Source organism: Telluria sp. AZSoR62, from assembly GCF_058111565.1.
Genome location: NZ_JBYTST010000001.1, coordinates 241,590 through 257,219 on the forward strand (window position 1 = coordinate 241,590; position 15,630 = coordinate 257,219).

Here is a 15,630-nt window from a genome sequence, read left to right on the forward strand (position 1 = left end):
TGATAATCATTCTCAATTGAGAGGGAGCGTCCCCCTGCAGGCCGGCTTCCTCACACCGTGGAAAGGAAACCCTATGTGCGATCACCATGCTGCCCTCGCAGAGCCGGACGACTCCGGTGGTTCGCGCCGGCGCCGCGTCTGGGAACTGGCGCCCAACAGCCACTGCCCCCTCGTCGGCGTAGCCATTCCGCTGGACGCCTTACGCAAACTGGTGGAACGGGTAACGGGCGGCAAACTGCTGCATGACGACTACGACATCCACGTCGGCGCGGTGAGCGAATGCGGACTGCGCAACCGGGTGTCCGACGCCATCCAGAAGGAACTGGAGCGGCGCTATGCGCTGGACATCATCCGCTTCCGCGGCGCGAAGACGACGGAGGAAGTCGGCGCCTTGTGGGCCCAGGCAGTAGCAGCCGGAAACGTACCCGGTGCATTCTGGGCCGGCCTCACGCATCCACGCTGCACTGTCGAACTCGAACAGGCAATGTGCCGCGACATCCACATGCTGCAGCACCAGGCCGGCGCCTGCGTGCGCGCCGACATGAACAAATACAAGGCGGTGGTTGTCGAGAACGCGCGGCTGGCGCGTGAACTGGCCCGGGTGCAGGGACGCTGCCAGGCACTCCAGCAGGACAAGGCCGTGCAGGCCGAACGCCACGCGCATGCGCTCATGCAGTCGCGTGCGGCGGCCATCGCCAAGGATACCGATATCCACTGCCTGCGCACCGAACTGGCGCAGCTGCAGGCGGCCGTGCCGGCGTTGGAAACGCGCACGCGCCTGGCCAACCGGCTGGCGCAGGCCGAGGCGCGCGAAGAGGTGCTGCGCGCCCAGCTGGCGGCCTTGAAGGCGGCGCGCAGTGCCGCACACGAGGCCCCTGCCCTGGCCGCGGCCGGCCAGGCGCTGCAGGGCGCTGCCGCCGCGCCCGCGCCGGTGGAGGCGCCGATCCGCCTGGTCAACCGCAGCGTACTGTGCGTGGGCGGGCGCAGCGGCAGCGTGCCGGTCTACCGCAACGTCATCGAGCGTATCGGCGCCCAGTTCGCGCACCATGACGGCGGCCTGGAGGACAGCGCCGGCCAGCTCGACGCCAGCCTGGCCGCAGCCGACCTGGTGATCTGCCAGACCGGCTGCATCAGCCACCATGCCTACTGGCGCGTGAAGGACCACTGCAAGCGCACGGGCAAGCAGTGCGTGTTCATCGAGAACCCGAGCGTGTCGAGCCTGATACGCGGGCTGCAGGATGCAGGAGAAACGACGGACTAGGGGCGCAATGTCGCCGGATCAGGCGCATTGCCGGCGCCAAAGCAAAAAGGGCAGCCCGTATGGGCTGCCCTCTCTACTTTTTTTGGTGCCGCTTGCCGGAATCGAACTGGCGACCTTTTCATTACGAATGAACTGCTCTACCGACTGAGCTAAAGCGGCGAAACCTGTTGCTGAACCTTACCGGCGATAAAAACGCTGCCCAAAACGACGGGCCTCACCGGCGAAGCACCATATTCTAGCAAACAACTCGACAACTTTGCTAGTGGGTATCGTGCAACGCGGACTCTATTTACGCTTTACGTGGCGTACACCGTCACTGCGCGTGGTAGCTGGTGACCAGTTCCACCTCGGATTTCGATCCCAGGAACACCGGCACCCGCTGGTGCAGCTTGGTCGGCGGGATATCCATGATGCGGCCACGGCCGTCGGTGGCGGCGCCGCCGGCCTGCTCGACGATCATCGCCATCGGATTGGCTTCGTACATCAGGCGCAGCTTGCCCGGCGAGCCCGGGTCGCGCATGTCGGCCGGATACATGAAGATGCCGCCGCGGTTCAGGATGCGGTGCACGTCGGCCACCATCGAGGCGATCCAGCGCATGTTGAAGTCCTTGGCGCGCGGGCCGGTGCTGCCCGCCAGCATCTCGTCCACGTAGCGCTGCACGGGCGGGTGCCAGTGGCGCTTGTTCGACATGTTGATGGCGAATTCCTTGGTGGTTTCCGGGATGATCATGTCGCTCTGGGTCAGGACCCAGGAGCCCATTTCGCGATCGAGTGTGAAGCAGTGCACGCCGTTGCCGGTGGTCAGGACCAGCATGGTCTGCGGGCCGTAGACGGCGTAGCCGGCCGCGACCTGCTGTGTGCCCGGTTGCAGGAAGTCCTGCTCGGTCGGCTCGTTCATTCCTTCCGGGGCCTTGAGCACCGAGAAGATGGTGCCGATCGAGACGTTGACGTCGATGTTCGAGGAGCCGTCGAGCGGATCGAACAGCAGCAGGAATTCGCCCTTCGGATAGCGGCTCGGGATCTGGCGGATGGTTTCCATCTCTTCCGAGGCCATGGCTGCCAGGTGGCCGCCCCACTCGTTCGCCTCCAGCAGGATCTCGTTGGAGATCACGTCGAGCTTCTTCTGCACTTCGCCCTGGATGTTCTCGGTGTCGGCGCTGCCCAGCACTTCGCCGAGCGCGCCCTTGCTGACCGAATAGCTGATGCGTTTGCAGGCACGGGCGACGACCTCGATCAGGAGGCGCAGCTCGGCGTTGATGGTCTGGTGCTGGCGCTGCTCTTCGACCAGGTATTGCGTAAGACTGACGCGTTTCATGAACTTCCTTTGGTTTGGTTTTGAATTGTTGGTTTTGTCGGCGCGGGCGATTGGCGGCCCACGCCGCATGCATCAATTTGCCAGCGCCTTCGTGACGACTTCGCGCACGTCGTTCGACAGCCGCTGCTGCCCCGCCACCTGCTGCAGCGCGGTCTTCATGTGCACCTGCAGGCTCGGGGTGAAGCGGCGCCAGCGGTCCATGGCGCGGGCCAGGCGCGCGGCGACCTGCGGGTTCAGGCAGTCGAGCAGGGTCACGTGCTCGGCCCAGAACAGGTAGCCGCTGCCGTTCGGGGCGTGGAATTGCACCGCATTGTTCATGCAATAGTTGGCGACCAGGCTGCGCGCGCGGTTCGGGTTGCGCAGGTTGAAGGCCGGGTGGCGCATCAGTTCGCGCACCTTGGCGATGTCGGTGCTCGGGGCCGAGGCCTGCATGGCGAACCACTTGTCTACCACCAGCGCCTCGCCCTGGAATTCGTCGTAGAAGCGTTCCAGCTCGCTGTCCGCCTGCGGTGCACGTGCATGGATCAGGGTGGCCAGGGCGGCGGCGCGGTCGGTCATGTTGTCCGCCTCCGCACATTGGCGCGCGGCCAGGGCGATCGTTTCCTCGTCCGGCGCGGCGTTCAGGTAGGACAGCGCCAGGTTCTTCAGGGCGCGCTTGCCGGCGGACGCGGCGTCCGGGCTGTATGGCCCCGGCGTCAGGTTGGCTTGGTACTGGGCCAGCAGCTCGGTGCGCAGGCTGGCGCCGATGTTGGCGCGCATGAACTGGCGCGCCACGTGCACGGCCAGCGGGTCGACTTCCATCAGCTGCTCGGCGATCATGGTTTCCGACGGCAGCAGCAAGGCCTGCTCGCGGAAGGCCGGATCGAGCGTTTCGTCCGTCAGCATCTTGCGCATCGCTTCGATGAAGGTCTCATCCAGGCTGAGCTTGCCGTCGGCGGCCGTCTCGCCGGTGAGCTTGAGCAGGCGGCCCATGGCCAGGCGCTGGCCGGCTTCCCAGCGGTTGACCGGGTCGCTGTCGTGGTTGAACAGGTGCAGCAGGTCGGCGTCGGTATAGCCGCCCTGCAGGATCACCGGGGCCGAGAAGTCGCGCAGCACCGAAGGCACCGGTTGCTCGGCCACGCCGGTGAAGACGAAGGTCTGCTGCTCCGCCAGGAGTTCGAGCACGGCGGTGTTGCCCATGTCCTTGCCGTCGACGGTGAGCGGCATGTCGCGTCCTGCGCGATCGAGCAGGCCGACCGCGACCGGGATGTGGAAAGGCAGCTTGGTCGGCTGGCCGGGCGTGGGCGGGCAGCTCTGGAACAGCGTGAGCTCGTAGGTCTGCGCTGCTGCGTCATATCGGGTCTCGAAGCGCAGCTGCGGGGTGCCGGCCTGGCTGTACCAGCGCTCGAACTGGGTGAAATCGCGCCCGCCGGCATCGGCCATGGCCAGGCGGAAGTCGTCGCAGGTGACGGCCTGCTCGTCGTGGCGCGCGAAATACAGGTCCATGCCCTTGCGGAAGCCATCAACGCCCAGCAGGGTCTGGTACATGCGTACCACTTCTGCGCCCTTTTCGTAGACCGTCACAGTATAAAAATTGTTGATCTCGACGAAGGAATCCGGGCGCACCGGGTGCGCCATCGGGCCGGCGTCTTCGGGGAACTGGGCCTGGCGCAGCGTGCGCACCTGGTCGATGCGGGTGACGGCGCGGCCGGTATCGGTGCCGATCATGTCGGCGGTGAATTCCTGGTCGCGGAAGACGGTCAGGCCTTCTTTCAGCGACAGCTGGAACCAGTCGCGGCAGGTCACGCGGTTGCCGGTCCAGTTGTGGAAGTATTCGTGCGCCACCACCGCCTCGATGCCCTGGAAGTCGATGTCGGTGGCCACGCGCGGGTTGGCCAGCACGAACTTGGTGTTGAAGATGTTCAGGCCCTTGTTTTCCATCGCGCCCATGTTGAAGTCGCTGGTGGCGACGATCATGAAGCGGTCGAGGTCGAGTTCCAGTCCGTAGCGCTCTTCGTCCCAGCGGATGCTGTGCTTGAGCGACTGCATCGCGTAGTCGGTTTTATCCAGGTTGCCCTCTTCCACCCACACCTGCAGCAGCGCATCGCGGCCGTCCGCCAGGCGGAAGGTCTCTTCCTGGCATACCAGCTGGGCCGCCACCAGGGCGAACAGGTAGGACGGCTTCTTGAACGGGTCTTCCCATTTCGCGAAGTGGCGGCCGTCGGGAAGAATGCCCTCTTCCAGCAAATTGCCGTTGGACAGCAGTACCGGGTAGCGCTCCTTGTCGGCACGCAACATCACCGTGTACTTCGACATCACGTCCGGACGGTCCGGGAAATAGGTGATGCGGCGGAAACCCTCGGCCTCGCACTGGGTGAAGAAATTGCCGTTCGAGGTGTACAGGCCGCTCAGCGTCGTGTTCTGCTCGGGCACGCACACGGTTTCGATTTCCAGGACGGCTTCTTCGGGAGCGTTCGGGATCGTGAGCAGCGAGCCGTTGATTGCGTAGTCGCGCTCGGCCAGCGGTCGGCCGTTCAGGCGCAGCGCCACCAGTTCGATGTCCTCGCCGTACAGCTCGATTTCGCGCTGGGCGCTGTCGGGATTGCGGCGCATGCTCAGCCGGCTGGCCACGACGGTGCGCGTGGGATCGAGGTCGAATCCGAGTTCCACGGTATCCACGAGGTAGCTCGGCGGGGTGTAGTCACTCCGGTAGATCGTCTGGGGCGTATCGGTGCGCATAGGGGAGTCCGCAATAGACAGTGAGGTGAAGTGCTTATTTTACCAACAAGATTTTGCGGCGCCCGCACCATTTGGCGTATGTATCGGAATGTACGCTCAGTAACCGGGAGTAAATTATTCTGCGAGAATGCGGAACACATCCTAAGCTAGACGCTCGCAAAAGTCCGTATTGACCAGGGAGAGAGACATGAAACGCCTGATGACCGCCGCCGTGGCGGCCTGCGCGCTGCTGCTGGCCGGCTGCGCCACCACGATCCGCAGCGATGTGACCACTTTCCACCAGTGGCCCGCGCAGATCGAGGACAAGACCTACGTCTTCGAAGTGCCGCCCGTGCACGACGACACGCTGGAATGGCGCGCCTACCAGGACCTGGTGCGCGGCCAGCTCGCACGCCTGGGGTTCCGCGACGCCGACGGCGCCAGGCCGGCGCTGACCGTGTCGATGCGCTTTGCCACCACCGAGGTGCCGGTGCGCGTGATCGAGCCGATGATGTCGCCCTTCTACCAGCCGATGGTGCACCCGCTGCGCTATTCCTACCGCGGCCGCTACCGGGGCTTCCACAATCCGTACTGGGGCGGTATCTACAGCCCCTTCTACGATCCGTTCTGGACTCCGGCCTACCAGGTCTCGGTCGAGCACCAGTACCGCCGCGAACTGCGCGTCGGCATCAAGGCAGCAAGCGACGGCAAGCGCCTGTTCGACGTTACCGTGCACAACACCAGCCGCCAGATGTCGACGCCGGCGCTGATGCCGGCCCTGGTGCAGAGCGCCTTCGAAGGCTTTCCGGGGCCGTCGGGCGTGGCCAGGCGCGTGGAGTTGAAGCAGCAGAACGGCTGATTCCTGGTCCGTTTCAGAAGAATGGGGCCTTGCGGCCCCATTTTTTATTTGACAAACGCTTTGCCGTGTTTCGTAGGGTGGGCAAGTTCCTTGCCCACGCGGCCAGCTGGCATCACGTAAAGTAGGCCTCCGACGCAAGGGTGATCACCCCCACCAGCAGCACCGCCAGCACCAGCACGATCAGCAGCCGCCCGAACTTCGGCGCGCCATCCCCTTCCGGCTGCGGGCGTGGACGGTCTTCCCCGGTATCCCTCATGGCAGCAGCACCGTGGAGCCGGTCGTGCGGCGGCCCGCCAGGGCGTGGTGCGCGTCTGCGGCATCGGCCAGTGCGAAGCGCTGGTGCACGTCGATCTTCACCTTGCCGCTTTCCACCATGCCAAACAGCTCGAGCGCCATCGCTTCGAGCTCTTCGCGCCGGGACGCATAGGCGAACAGCGTCGGCCGCGTGATGTAGAGCGAGCCGCGCGACGCCAGCTCGGTCAGGGCAAACGGCGGCACCGGGCCGGAGGCATTGCCGAAGCTGACCATCAGGCCGCGCGGCTGCAGGCAGTCGAGCGAACGGATGAAGGTGTCCTTGCCGACCGAGTCGTACACCACCGGCACCTTGGCGCCATCGGTGATCTCGAGCACGCGCTGCACGATATCCTCCGTGTTGTAGTTGATGACGTGGGCCGCGCCATGGGCCCTGGCCAGCGCCGCTTTTTCTTCCGAGCCCACGGTGCCGATCAGGTTCACGCCGAGCGCGCGCGCCCATTGGCAGGCAATCAAGCCGACGCCGCCCGCGGCCGCATGGAACAGGATGGTCTGGCCCGGCTGCAATTTAAAAGTCGAGGTGAACAGGTACTGGACCGTCAGCCCCTGCAGCATCATGGCCGCGCCGGTCTCGAAGGAAATCGCATCGGGCAGGCGCACCAGCACATGGGCCGGCATGACGCGCGCCTGGCTGTAGGCCCCAAGCGGGCCGCCCGCATAGGCCACCCGGTCGCCCGGCGCCACGTGGGTGACGCCCTCGCCCACCGCCTCGACCACGCCGGCCGCTTCCTGGCCCAGGCCCGAGGGCAGCGCCTGCGGATACAGGCCGCTGCGGTAATAGGTGTCGATGAAATTCAGGCCGATCGCGTGGTGGCGCACCCGCGCCTCGCCCGGACCCGGCTCGCCGACGTCGACGTCGACATACTCCAGCACCTCGGGCCCGCCGGTGGCGGCCATGCGGATTGCTTTGACCAGCATGTGCATTCCTTTCAGGTTCAGCTGGTAGCGGCGCTCAGCTGCGACAGCACCAGGCGCGCGGTGGAGACATTGGTCGCGCACGGGATGTTGTGCACGTCGCAGGCGCGCACCAGGGCATTGATATCGGGTTCGTGGGGCTGCGGGGTCATCGGGTCGCGCAGGAAGATCACGCAGTCGATCCCGCCTTCGACCAGCATGGCGCCGATCTGCAGGTCGCCGCCCACCGGCCCCGAATGCTTGCGGTCGACCGCCAGTCCCAGCTCATTGGCCAGGCGCCCGCCGGTGGTGCCGGTGGCCGACAGCGTGCAGCCCTGCAAAAAGCCGAGGTATTCGCGCGCGAGCACGATCATGTCGTCCTTCTTCTTGTCGTGCGCGATCAGCGCCAGGCGTGGTTTCACCAATGGGTTCTCCGAAGGTTGGTTGCGAGGGTCATTTTTTGAGCGACAGCAGGTAGATCCCCACGAGCACGAGGCCGGTGCCCGCAAGCTGCACGCTGGTCACCGGCTCGCCCAGGATCAGCGCGCCGAGGAAGAGCGTGGAGACCGGGCCGATCATCCCGGCCTGCGAGGCGGTGGCGGCGCCGATGCGCTGCACCGCGGCCATGGTCATGAACACGGGAAAGATCGTACAGAATACCCCATTCACCAGCGACAGCCAGTATACCTCCGCCGGCTGCACCAGCAGGCTGGCCGGGCGCAGCAGGAAGAACTGGCCGATGCAGGCCACGCTCGAGACGCACATCGCGTACGCCACCAGGCGCAGCGAGCCGATGCGGCGCACCATCTCGCCGGTGCCGAGCAAATACAGGGCGTAGGCGACGGCCGAGCCCAGCACCAGGAGCGAGCCGAGGATGGTGCTGCCCGAGCCGCCGGCCAGGTCGTGCACGAACACCAGCACGATGCCGCAATAGGCCAGCCCCAGCGCCGCCCATTCCATGGCCCCAATGCGGCGCTTGAATACCACCACGTTGGCGAGCAGGACGAAGGTCGGCGTCAGGAACAGGATCAGCCGCTCGAGCCCGACCGAGATGTGCTGCAGTCCCAAAAAGTCGAGATAGCTCGACAGGTAATAGCCGAGCAGGCCCAGCCCGGCGATGCGCCAGCGGTCGCGGCTGCTCAGTGGCGGCTGGGTCCGCATTTTCCAGAGCGCGACGACAGCGAACACCGGAAACGAGAACAGCATCCTGAACGCGATCAAAGTCACCGCGTCGATGTGGTAGCGATACAGCAGTTTGGCGACCACGGCCTTCGTAGAAAACAGGATGGCGCCGCCGATGGCGATCGACAGGCCGGCAAGAAGGGCCGCACGTGGTAAAGGAGCAGCAGCATCGGCGGTGGTGCTTGGTTTCATCCGACGATTGTACGGTCGAACAGCCCTGCCTGCTGGAGGCAGGCTGGAGGGGACCGGAGAACGGCGCGGCCGGCAGGCTGTCGAACCTCGCACAGCAATCACAACGAGGAGAGATCGCATGCACACCCTGATGGCGAACCGGGGCACGCCCCGGAGCACCTGCCGCACCGAAGCTGCCTGCCGCGAAGCGGCGGCCGCTACCTGGCCGCCGCGCCGGCGCAAACGCGGCGGAGGTGCATGATGAGTCTCTTCGTCATCGACGAGCGCCAGGGCCCGCGGACCTGGCTGGTACTGGCCTGGCTGGTGCTGCTGGTAGGCGCCTGCTGGTCGTGGTTTACATTCCAGGGCATGCATCCGCCGCCGGGCGGCGCCCTGCGCGATTTCGCCGGCTCCGCCCCGGCGCCCCTGCAGGCCGGGCAGCTGGCGATGGTGTTCGTGATGTGGACCGGCCTGTGCGTGGGGCTGATGCTGCCTGCCGGCGCCGGCGCCGTGTTCGTGTATGCGCGCCTGGCCGAGGAATGCGAGGCGGTGCGCTGGCCGCGCCTGGCCGCCGCGCTGTATGCGGGCGGCTGCCTGCTGGCCTGGTGCGGCTTCGCGGCCCTGGTCACGCTCATCCACTGGACCTTGCACGACGCCGGCATGCTCGACGCCTCGCTGGCGGTGCGCCATCCGGCCGGCGCGGGCCTGGCCATGGTCGCCGCCGGCGTCTACCAGTGGACCCCGGCCAAGCACGATTGCCTCGACTATTGCCGCACGCCCCTGCCCGGCGTGCTGGCCGAGTGGCGCGGCGGCATGGCGGGGGCGCTGTGGCAGGGCGCCGAGCATGGCCGCATCTGCCTGGGCTGCTGCTGGCTGCTGCTCCTGCTGCCCCTGGGCGGCGGGCCGGGCGACCCGGGCGTGGTGGCGGCGGTGGGCCTGCTGCTGCTGTGCGAGCTGCGTCTGAAGGAAGGCACGCTGGCCGGCTGGGTGTCGGGCCTGGTGTTGGTGGCCTGGGGAACCTGGCGAATGTTCCCTTAAGAAATCCTTGGTGCGGCCGGCGGCGAATGCGTTTTCTTGCTGTTGTGCTGACGCCGCCAGACGATTTTGCAGAAGGGGCCTATGTTAGAATGTCGGCCACTCTTGCATACCGTCTAAGGATTTTTCGACATGGCTGGACACAGCAAATGGGCCAACATCAAGCATAAGAAAGCCGCTACCGACGCCAAGCGCGGCAAGATCTGGACGCGCCTGATCAAGGAGATCACCGTGGCCGCACGCATGGGCGGCAGCGACATTGCTTCCAACCCGCGCCTGCGCCTGGCGGTCGAGAAGGCCGCTGACGCCAACATGCCGAAGGATAACGTCAGCCGCGCCATCCAGCGCGGCTCGGGCGAGCTCGAAGGCGTGAACTACGAAGAAGTCCGCTACGAAGGCTACGGCATCGGCGGCGCGGCCATCATCGTCGACTGCATGACCGACAACCGCGTGCGCACCGTGGCCGAAGTGCGCCACGCCTTCAGCAAATTCGGCGGCAACATGGGCACCGAAGGCTCGGTCGCCTTCATGTTCCAGCACACCGGCCAGTTCCTGTTCGCGCCCGGCGTGGACGAGGACAAGCTGATGGAATCGGCCCTCGAGGCCGGCGCCGACGACGTGGTGCAGGATGACGAAGGCGGCTTCGAAGTGCTGTGCGACCCGTTCGCGTTCTCGAGCGTGAAGGAAGCGCTGGAAGCAGCCGGGTTCAAGGCCGAGGTGGCGGAAGTCATCATGAAGCCTGCCACCGAAACCGTCTTCACCGGCGACGACGCCATCAAGATGCAGAAACTCCTCGACGCGCTGGAAAACCTGGACGACGTCCAGGAAGTCTTCACCAACGCCGTCATCGAAGAATAAGCTGGAAACCAAGCTGGAAAAGCCCGTATGAAAATCCTCGTAGTCGGCTCTGGCGGCCGTGAACACGCCCTGTCCTGGAAACTGGCCCAATCGGAACGCGTCCAGACCGTCTTCGTCGCACCGGGCAATGGCGGCACTGCGCTCGACGCGCGCCTGGTGAACATCGACATCACCGACCCTGCGCTGCTCGCCGACTTCGTGGTGGCCGAAGGCATCGCCCTGACCCTGGTGGGGCCGGAAGCGCCGCTGGCCGCCGGCATCGTGAACCTGTTCCGCGCGCGCGGCCTGAAGATCTTCGGCCCGACCCGCGAGGCGGCGCAACTGGAAAGCTCGAAGGATTTCGCCAAGTCCTTCATGCAGCGCCACGGCATCCCGACCGCGACCTACCAGAGTTTTTCCGATGCGGCGGCAGCCCACGCCCATATCGCCGCCAATGGCGCCCCGATCGTGATCAAGGCCGATGGCCTGGCCGCCGGCAAGGGCGTGGTGGTGGCGATGTCGCTCGATGAAGCGCACGCTGCGGTCGACAACATGCTGTCCGATAACGCCTTCGGCGACGCCGGCGCGCGCATCGTGATCGAAGAATTCCTGGCCGGCGAAGAAGCCAGCTTCATCGTCATGTGCGACGGCAAGAACGTGCTGGCGCTGGCCACCAGCCAGGACCACAAGCGCCTGCTGGACGGCGACGGCGGCCCGAACACCGGCGGCATGGGCGCGTACTCCCCTGCCCCGATCGTCACGCCGTCGATGCATGCGCGCGTGATGCGCGAGATCATCAACCCGACCATCCAGGGCATGGCCAAGGACGGCATCGTCTTCACAGGCTTCCTGTACGCCGGCCTGATGATCGATGCCGATGGCAACCCGCGCACGCTGGAATTCAACTGCCGCATGGGCGACCCGGAGACCCAGCCGATCATGGCGCGCCTGAAGAGCGACCTGGTGCCGGTCCTGGAGCACGCCTGCAACGGCACCCTGGACGCGGTCGAACTGGAATGGGACCGCCGCACCGCGGTGGGCGTCGTACTGGCCGCTGCCGGCTACCCGGACAGCCCGCGCAAGGGCGACACCATCGTCGGCATCCCGGCCGAGACGCCGGAATGCGTGACTTTCCACGCCGGCACTACCCTGGTGGGCGGCAACCTGCAGTCGAATGGCGGCCGCGTGCTGTGCGTCGTCGGCCTGGGCGACAGCGTCAAGATGGCGCAGAAGCAGGCGTATGAGACGGTGGAGAAGATCCACTTCAATGGCGCGCAATTCCGCCGCGATATCGGCTGGCGCGGGGTGAAGTAAGGCGGTGCTGGTAGTTGTGCGAGGCGTTGGCAGCAGGCGCGCAACATTGGGTCCCCGCCTGCGCCGGGACGACGGTGTTAAGGCTGACAATGAACGCATCGCCAACACGATATGGGTCGATTCCCAAAACAAGGTCGCTCCGGCAAAGGCCGGAGCCCAAGCCAGCTCGCAGTCGGACACGGGCCCCCAGCCCCATAATCATAAGAACACCCCGCGCAGGTGTACAATCTGCCCCTTCCTTTTCCCCGACACCACTCCCAGCGCATGTCCACCCCCGATCCAATCGCCGTCAAAGCCTGGCTGCTCGGTCTCCAGTCCCGCATCGTGCAGGCCCTCGAAGACATCGACGGCAAGCCCTTCCTGCGCGATACCTGGGAACGCCCGGAAGGCGGCGGCGGGATCTCGCGCCTGGTCGAAGAAGGCAATGTGTTCGAGCGTGGCGGGGTGAACTTCTCGCACGTGACCGGCGCCAGCCTGCCGCCGTCGGCCGCGGCCGCGCGTCCGGAACTGGCGGGCCGCGCCTGGGAAGCGATGGGCGTGTCGCTGGTGCTGCACCCGCGTAATCCCCATGCGCCGACCGTGCACATGAACGTGCGCTTTTTCGAAGCGACTGCGCCCGGCAAGGAGCCGGTCTGGTGGTTCGGCGGGGGCATGGACCTGACGCCCTATTACGGCAATGCCGAGGACGCGCGCCACTTCCACCAGGTTTGCCACGATGCGCTGGCGCCGTATGGCGAAGGCCTGCATCCGCGCTTCAAGAAGTGGTGCGACGAGTATTTTTATCTGAAGCACCGGAAGGAGCCGCGCGGCGTGGGCGGCATCTTCTTCGACGACTTCAACGAAGCCGGTTTCGACGCGGCGTTCGGGATGGTGCAAAGCGTCGGCAACGGTTTCCTCGATGCCTACCTGCCGATCCTGCAGCGCCGCAAGGACCTGCCTTTCGGCGAGCGCGAACGCGACTTCCAGGCCTACCGTCGCGGGCGCTATGTCGAGTTCAACCTGGTGTGGGACCGCGGCACCCTGTTCGGCCTGCAGTCGGGCGGGCGCACCGAGGCGATCCTGATGTCGATGCCGCCGATCGTGAAATGGCGCTACGACTGGCACCCGGAACCGGGCAGCCCGGAAGCGCTGCTCTACAGCGACTTCCTCGTGCACCGGGACTGGCTGGCGCCGTGACGCATTGCGTCGCCCTGCTGGGCGGGAGTTTCGACCCGGTGCACGTCGGGCACGTGGCCCTGGGGGCACTGTTTGCCGAGCTGCTGCAACCGGACGAGCTGCGCATCCTGCCGGCCCGGCCGTGGCAAAAAGGCGCGCTGCAGGCCAGCGACGCCCAGCGCATTGCCATGCTCGAACTGGCCTTCGGCGGGCAAGTCTTTGCGGGATCGACAACCAGCGTGACGATCGACCTGCAGGAGATCGAACGCGGCAGCCCGACCTATACGGTCGACACCCTGCGCGGCCTGCGTACCGAATTGAACGACACCGTTGGACCGGCAGCATCGATCGTCTTCCTGATGGGAGCCGACCAGCTGCACAAGCTCGACACCTGGCGCAAATGGCATGAGCTGTTTGCGCTATGCAACCTCGGCGTGGCTGCACGCCCGGGTTACGACCTGGATCAGGATAGCTTGCCTCCAGCAGTAGCGCAGGAACTCTCGCAGCGTCTGGCGACGCCGGCGGAAGTGCGCCTTGCCCCATACGGCAAAGTCTGCCTGGCAGAAACACTGGCGGTAGATATTTCTGCCACACAGCTTAGAAACGCCCTGCGAACGGGCATGAGGACGAGCGCCGACATAAGCGCGCGCCTTACGCCGCAAGTGCTAGACTATATTCAACAACATAACTTATATAAAAGCTAATGGATATCAAGAAACTACAAACCCTCGTCGTTGACGCCCTCGAAGACGTCAAAGGACAGGAAATCGCCGTGTTCGACACGATGCACCTGACCAGCCTGTTCGACCGCATCGCAGTGGTCTCGGGCACCTCGAACCGCCAGACCAAGGCGCTGGCCGCTTCGGTGCGCGACAAGGTCAAGGCCGCCGGCGGCGACGTGGTCGGCATGGAAGGCGAGGACACCGGCGAATGGGTGCTGGTCGACCTGGGCGACATGATCGTCCACATCATGCAGCCGGCCATCCGCCAGTACTACCGCCTGGAAGAAATCTGGGGCGAAAAGCCGGTCAAGCTGGGCGCGGCCAAGCGCAAGTCGACGGCCGAGGCCGAAGCGGCCGAACCGAAGGCCAAGTCCAAGCACCTGGCGGCAACCCAGGAGCAGCCCGAAGTCAAGCCGATCCGCGAGCGCAAGCCAGCGGCGGCAAAGAAGGCCCCTGCTGCCACCGCCGCGGCCAAGAAGCCGGCCGCCAAGAAGGCCCCGGTCGGCAAGACCATCAAGGTCATGCCAAGCAAGACCGAGATCGCCGCCGTCGAAGCGACCAAGGCCAAGCCACCGAAGCGCGTGACCAAGGCAGCAGCACCGGCCGACGCTGCGCCGGTGAAAAAAGTGATCCGCCGCGTGAAGAAGGCAGAAGAGTAATCCCCAACTTCTGATTCCATGCAACTGATCATTGCTGCCGTCGGGCACAAGATGCCGGCCTGGATCGAATCCGGGTTCGGCGAGTACACGAAGCGCATGCCGCCCGAGCTGCGCATCGTGCTCAAGGAAATCAAGCCGGTCGAGCGCTCCGGCAGCAAGACTGCCGCCACGGCCATGGCGCTCGAACGCGAACGCATCGAGGCGGTGCTGCCCAAGGGCGTGCGCATCATCGCGCTGGATGAGCGCGGCAAGGACTTGACCAGCGTCGGGCTGTCGCAGATGCTGGAAACCTGGCAGCAGGATGGCCGCGACACCGCATTCCTGATCGGCGGCGCCGATGGCCTGGATCCGGAGCTGAAAGCGCGCGCCGAAGGCATGATCCGCATCTCGAGCATGACGCTGCCGCACGGAATCGTGCGGGTCATGCTTGCAGAACAGTTGTACCGTGCCTGGTCGATTACCCAGAACCATCCGTACCACCGCGTCTGACCTCGATGAAACTCACTGACAAGAAAATCTATCTCGCCTCCAAGAGCCCGCGCAGGCGTGAACTGCTGCGCCAGGTTGGCGTGGAATTCGAACTGCTGATGGTGCGCGGCGATCCGGCGCGCGGCCTCGACATCAGCGAGGACGTCCTGCCGGGCGAAGACCCGCGCACCTACGTCGCGCGGGTGGCCAAGGAAAAAGGCGCGTTCGCCTGGAATATCCTGCAGGTGCGGCGCCAGCCGCTGCGCCCCATCCTGACGGCCGACACCACCGTCACGCTCGACGGCGAGATCCTCGGCAAGCCGGCCGACAATGCCGAGGCGGTCGACATGCTCGAGCGCCTGTCGGGCCGCACCCACCAGGTGCTGACCTCGGTGGCGATCCACGCCGAGCGCGTCGCGGACCAGATCACGCAGGTCTCGGAAGTGCGCTTCGCCAAGCTCACTCCGCCCCAGATCAAGGCCTATTGCGCTACCGCCGAACCCTACGACAAGGCCGGCGGCTACGGCATCCAGGGCAGCGCCGCGCTGTTCGTCGAGCATATCGAGGGCAGCCATTCGGGCATCATGGGCCTGCCGCTGTTCGAGACGGCGATCCTGCTGCGCAAGGCGGGTTACCAGATCTGACCGGTTCGCCGGTGTGTGATTCGACGCGCTCCGTAGGTGGGCAAGTTCCTTGCCCACGCGTTCAAACAAGCCAAGGGGGGGCCGCAATGCACGCGTGATGGGAAC

General features: G+C 65.6%; 17 protein-coding genes and 1 tRNA gene. 11 read left to right on the top strand and 7 right to left on the bottom strand.

Annotated features, from left to right (window positions below):
- Window positions 1–73 precede the first annotated feature (73 nt).
- A complete protein-coding gene (locus AC3XQU_RS01045) occupies window positions 74–1,261 on the top strand; it encodes a DUF2325 domain-containing protein (RefSeq protein ID WP_489872270.1) in 1,188 nt (395 codons plus the stop codon).
- Window positions 1,262–1,344: 83 nt separating this feature from the next.
- Here AC3XQU_RS01045 and AC3XQU_RS01050 read toward each other — a convergent pair.
- From AC3XQU_RS01050 to pepN, 3 genes are all read right to left on the bottom strand, one after another.
- A tRNA-Thr gene (locus AC3XQU_RS01050) sits at window positions 1,345–1,420 on the bottom strand.
- 154 nt (window positions 1,421–1,574) lie between these two features.
- Window positions 1,575–2,576 (bottom strand): class 1 fructose-bisphosphatase, encoded by a 1,002-nt coding sequence (locus AC3XQU_RS01055; protein WP_489872271.1) that lies wholly within the window; start codon window positions 2,574–2,576, stop codon window positions 1,575–1,577.
- A 72-nt stretch (window positions 2,577–2,648) separates the two neighbouring features.
- Window positions 2,649–5,294: an aminopeptidase N gene (gene pepN / locus AC3XQU_RS01060; RefSeq protein ID WP_489872272.1), complete on the bottom strand. Its 2,646-nt coding sequence runs from the start codon at window positions 5,292–5,294 to the stop codon at window positions 2,649–2,651.
- A 187-nt stretch (window positions 5,295–5,481) separates the two neighbouring features.
- On the opposite strand from pepN, the gene AC3XQU_RS01065 reads away from it, so the two are divergent.
- The gene (locus tag AC3XQU_RS01065; RefSeq protein ID WP_489872273.1) at window positions 5,482–6,132 is read left to right on the top strand and encodes a DUF4136 domain-containing protein; all 651 of its coding nucleotides are present in this window, start codon (window positions 5,482–5,484) and stop codon (window positions 6,130–6,132) included.
- A gap of 112 nt (window positions 6,133–6,244) precedes the next feature.
- Here the strand turns inward: AC3XQU_RS01065 and AC3XQU_RS01070 are convergent, their stop codons facing one another.
- The 4 genes from AC3XQU_RS01070 to AC3XQU_RS01085 are packed head-to-tail and all read right to left on the bottom strand — an operon-like array spanning window position 6,245 to window position 8,712.
- Complete coding sequence (locus AC3XQU_RS01070; protein ID WP_489872274.1) at window positions 6,245–6,388, bottom strand: hypothetical protein; 144 nt, start codon at window positions 6,386–6,388, stop codon at window positions 6,245–6,247.
- The gene (locus tag AC3XQU_RS01075) at window positions 6,385–7,359 is read right to left on the bottom strand and encodes a quinone oxidoreductase family protein (protein ID WP_489872724.1); all 975 of its coding nucleotides are present in this window, start codon (window positions 7,357–7,359) and stop codon (window positions 6,385–6,387) included. The genes AC3XQU_RS01070 and AC3XQU_RS01075 overlap by 4 nt, the downstream gene beginning before the upstream one ends.
- A 20-nt stretch (window positions 7,360–7,379) precedes the next feature.
- Window positions 7,380–7,760 (bottom strand): methylglyoxal synthase, encoded by a 381-nt coding sequence (locus AC3XQU_RS01080; RefSeq protein WP_489872725.1) that lies wholly within the window; start codon window positions 7,758–7,760, stop codon window positions 7,380–7,382.
- A 31-nt stretch (window positions 7,761–7,791) separates the two neighbouring features.
- Window positions 7,792–8,712, bottom strand: coding sequence for a DMT family transporter (locus AC3XQU_RS01085; protein ID WP_489872275.1), 921 nt, complete (start codon window positions 8,710–8,712; stop codon window positions 7,792–7,794).
- Window positions 8,713–8,830: 118 nt separating this feature from the next.
- Between AC3XQU_RS01085 and AC3XQU_RS01090 the strand changes: the two genes are divergently transcribed.
- The 9 genes from AC3XQU_RS01090 (at window position 8,831) to AC3XQU_RS01130 (ending at window position 15,525) form a co-directional block, all read left to right on the top strand.
- Window positions 8,831–8,953, top strand: a complete 123-nt coding sequence (locus AC3XQU_RS01090; RefSeq protein WP_489872276.1) for a hypothetical protein — start codon at window positions 8,831–8,833, stop codon at window positions 8,951–8,953.
- Window positions 8,950–9,729, top strand: a complete 780-nt coding sequence (locus AC3XQU_RS01095) for a copper chaperone (RefSeq protein ID WP_489872277.1) — start codon at window positions 8,950–8,952, stop codon at window positions 9,727–9,729. The genes AC3XQU_RS01090 and AC3XQU_RS01095 overlap by 4 nt, the downstream gene beginning before the upstream one ends.
- A gap of 129 nt (window positions 9,730–9,858) precedes the next feature.
- Window positions 9,859–10,584, top strand: a complete 726-nt coding sequence (locus tag AC3XQU_RS01100) for a YebC/PmpR family DNA-binding transcriptional regulator (protein WP_489872278.1) — start codon at window positions 9,859–9,861, stop codon at window positions 10,582–10,584.
- Window positions 10,585–10,611: 27 nt separating this feature from the next.
- The gene (gene purD, locus AC3XQU_RS01105) at window positions 10,612–11,877 is read left to right on the top strand and encodes a phosphoribosylamine--glycine ligase (protein WP_489872279.1); all 1,266 of its coding nucleotides are present in this window, start codon (window positions 10,612–10,614) and stop codon (window positions 11,875–11,877) included.
- 264 nt (window positions 11,878–12,141) lie between these two features.
- On the top strand, window positions 12,142–13,053 hold the full coding sequence (gene hemF, locus AC3XQU_RS01110; protein WP_489872280.1) for an oxygen-dependent coproporphyrinogen oxidase: 912 nt from the start codon (window positions 12,142–12,144) through the stop codon (window positions 13,051–13,053).
- Entirely contained in the window at window positions 13,050–13,736 is a 687-nt protein-coding gene (gene nadD / locus AC3XQU_RS01115) for a nicotinate (nicotinamide) nucleotide adenylyltransferase (protein ID WP_489872281.1), read from the top strand. The genes hemF and nadD overlap by 4 nt, the downstream gene beginning before the upstream one ends.
- Window positions 13,736–14,413 (top strand): ribosome silencing factor, encoded by a 678-nt coding sequence (rsfS, locus tag AC3XQU_RS01120; protein ID WP_489872282.1) that lies wholly within the window; start codon window positions 13,736–13,738, stop codon window positions 14,411–14,413. Before nadD ends, rsfS begins: the two co-directional genes overlap by 1 nt.
- 18 nt (window positions 14,414–14,431) lie before the next feature.
- On the top strand, window positions 14,432–14,902 hold the full coding sequence (gene rlmH / locus AC3XQU_RS01125) for a 23S rRNA (pseudouridine(1915)-N(3))-methyltransferase RlmH (protein ID WP_489872283.1): 471 nt from the start codon (window positions 14,432–14,434) through the stop codon (window positions 14,900–14,902).
- A 5-nt stretch (window positions 14,903–14,907) separates the two neighbouring features.
- Window positions 14,908–15,525 carry a Maf family protein gene (locus AC3XQU_RS01130; RefSeq protein WP_489872284.1) on the top strand — a complete coding sequence of 206 codons (618 nt, stop codon included), beginning with the start codon at window positions 14,908–14,910 and terminating at the stop codon, window positions 15,523–15,525.
- The last annotated feature ends 105 nt before the right edge of the window (window positions 15,526–15,630 follow it).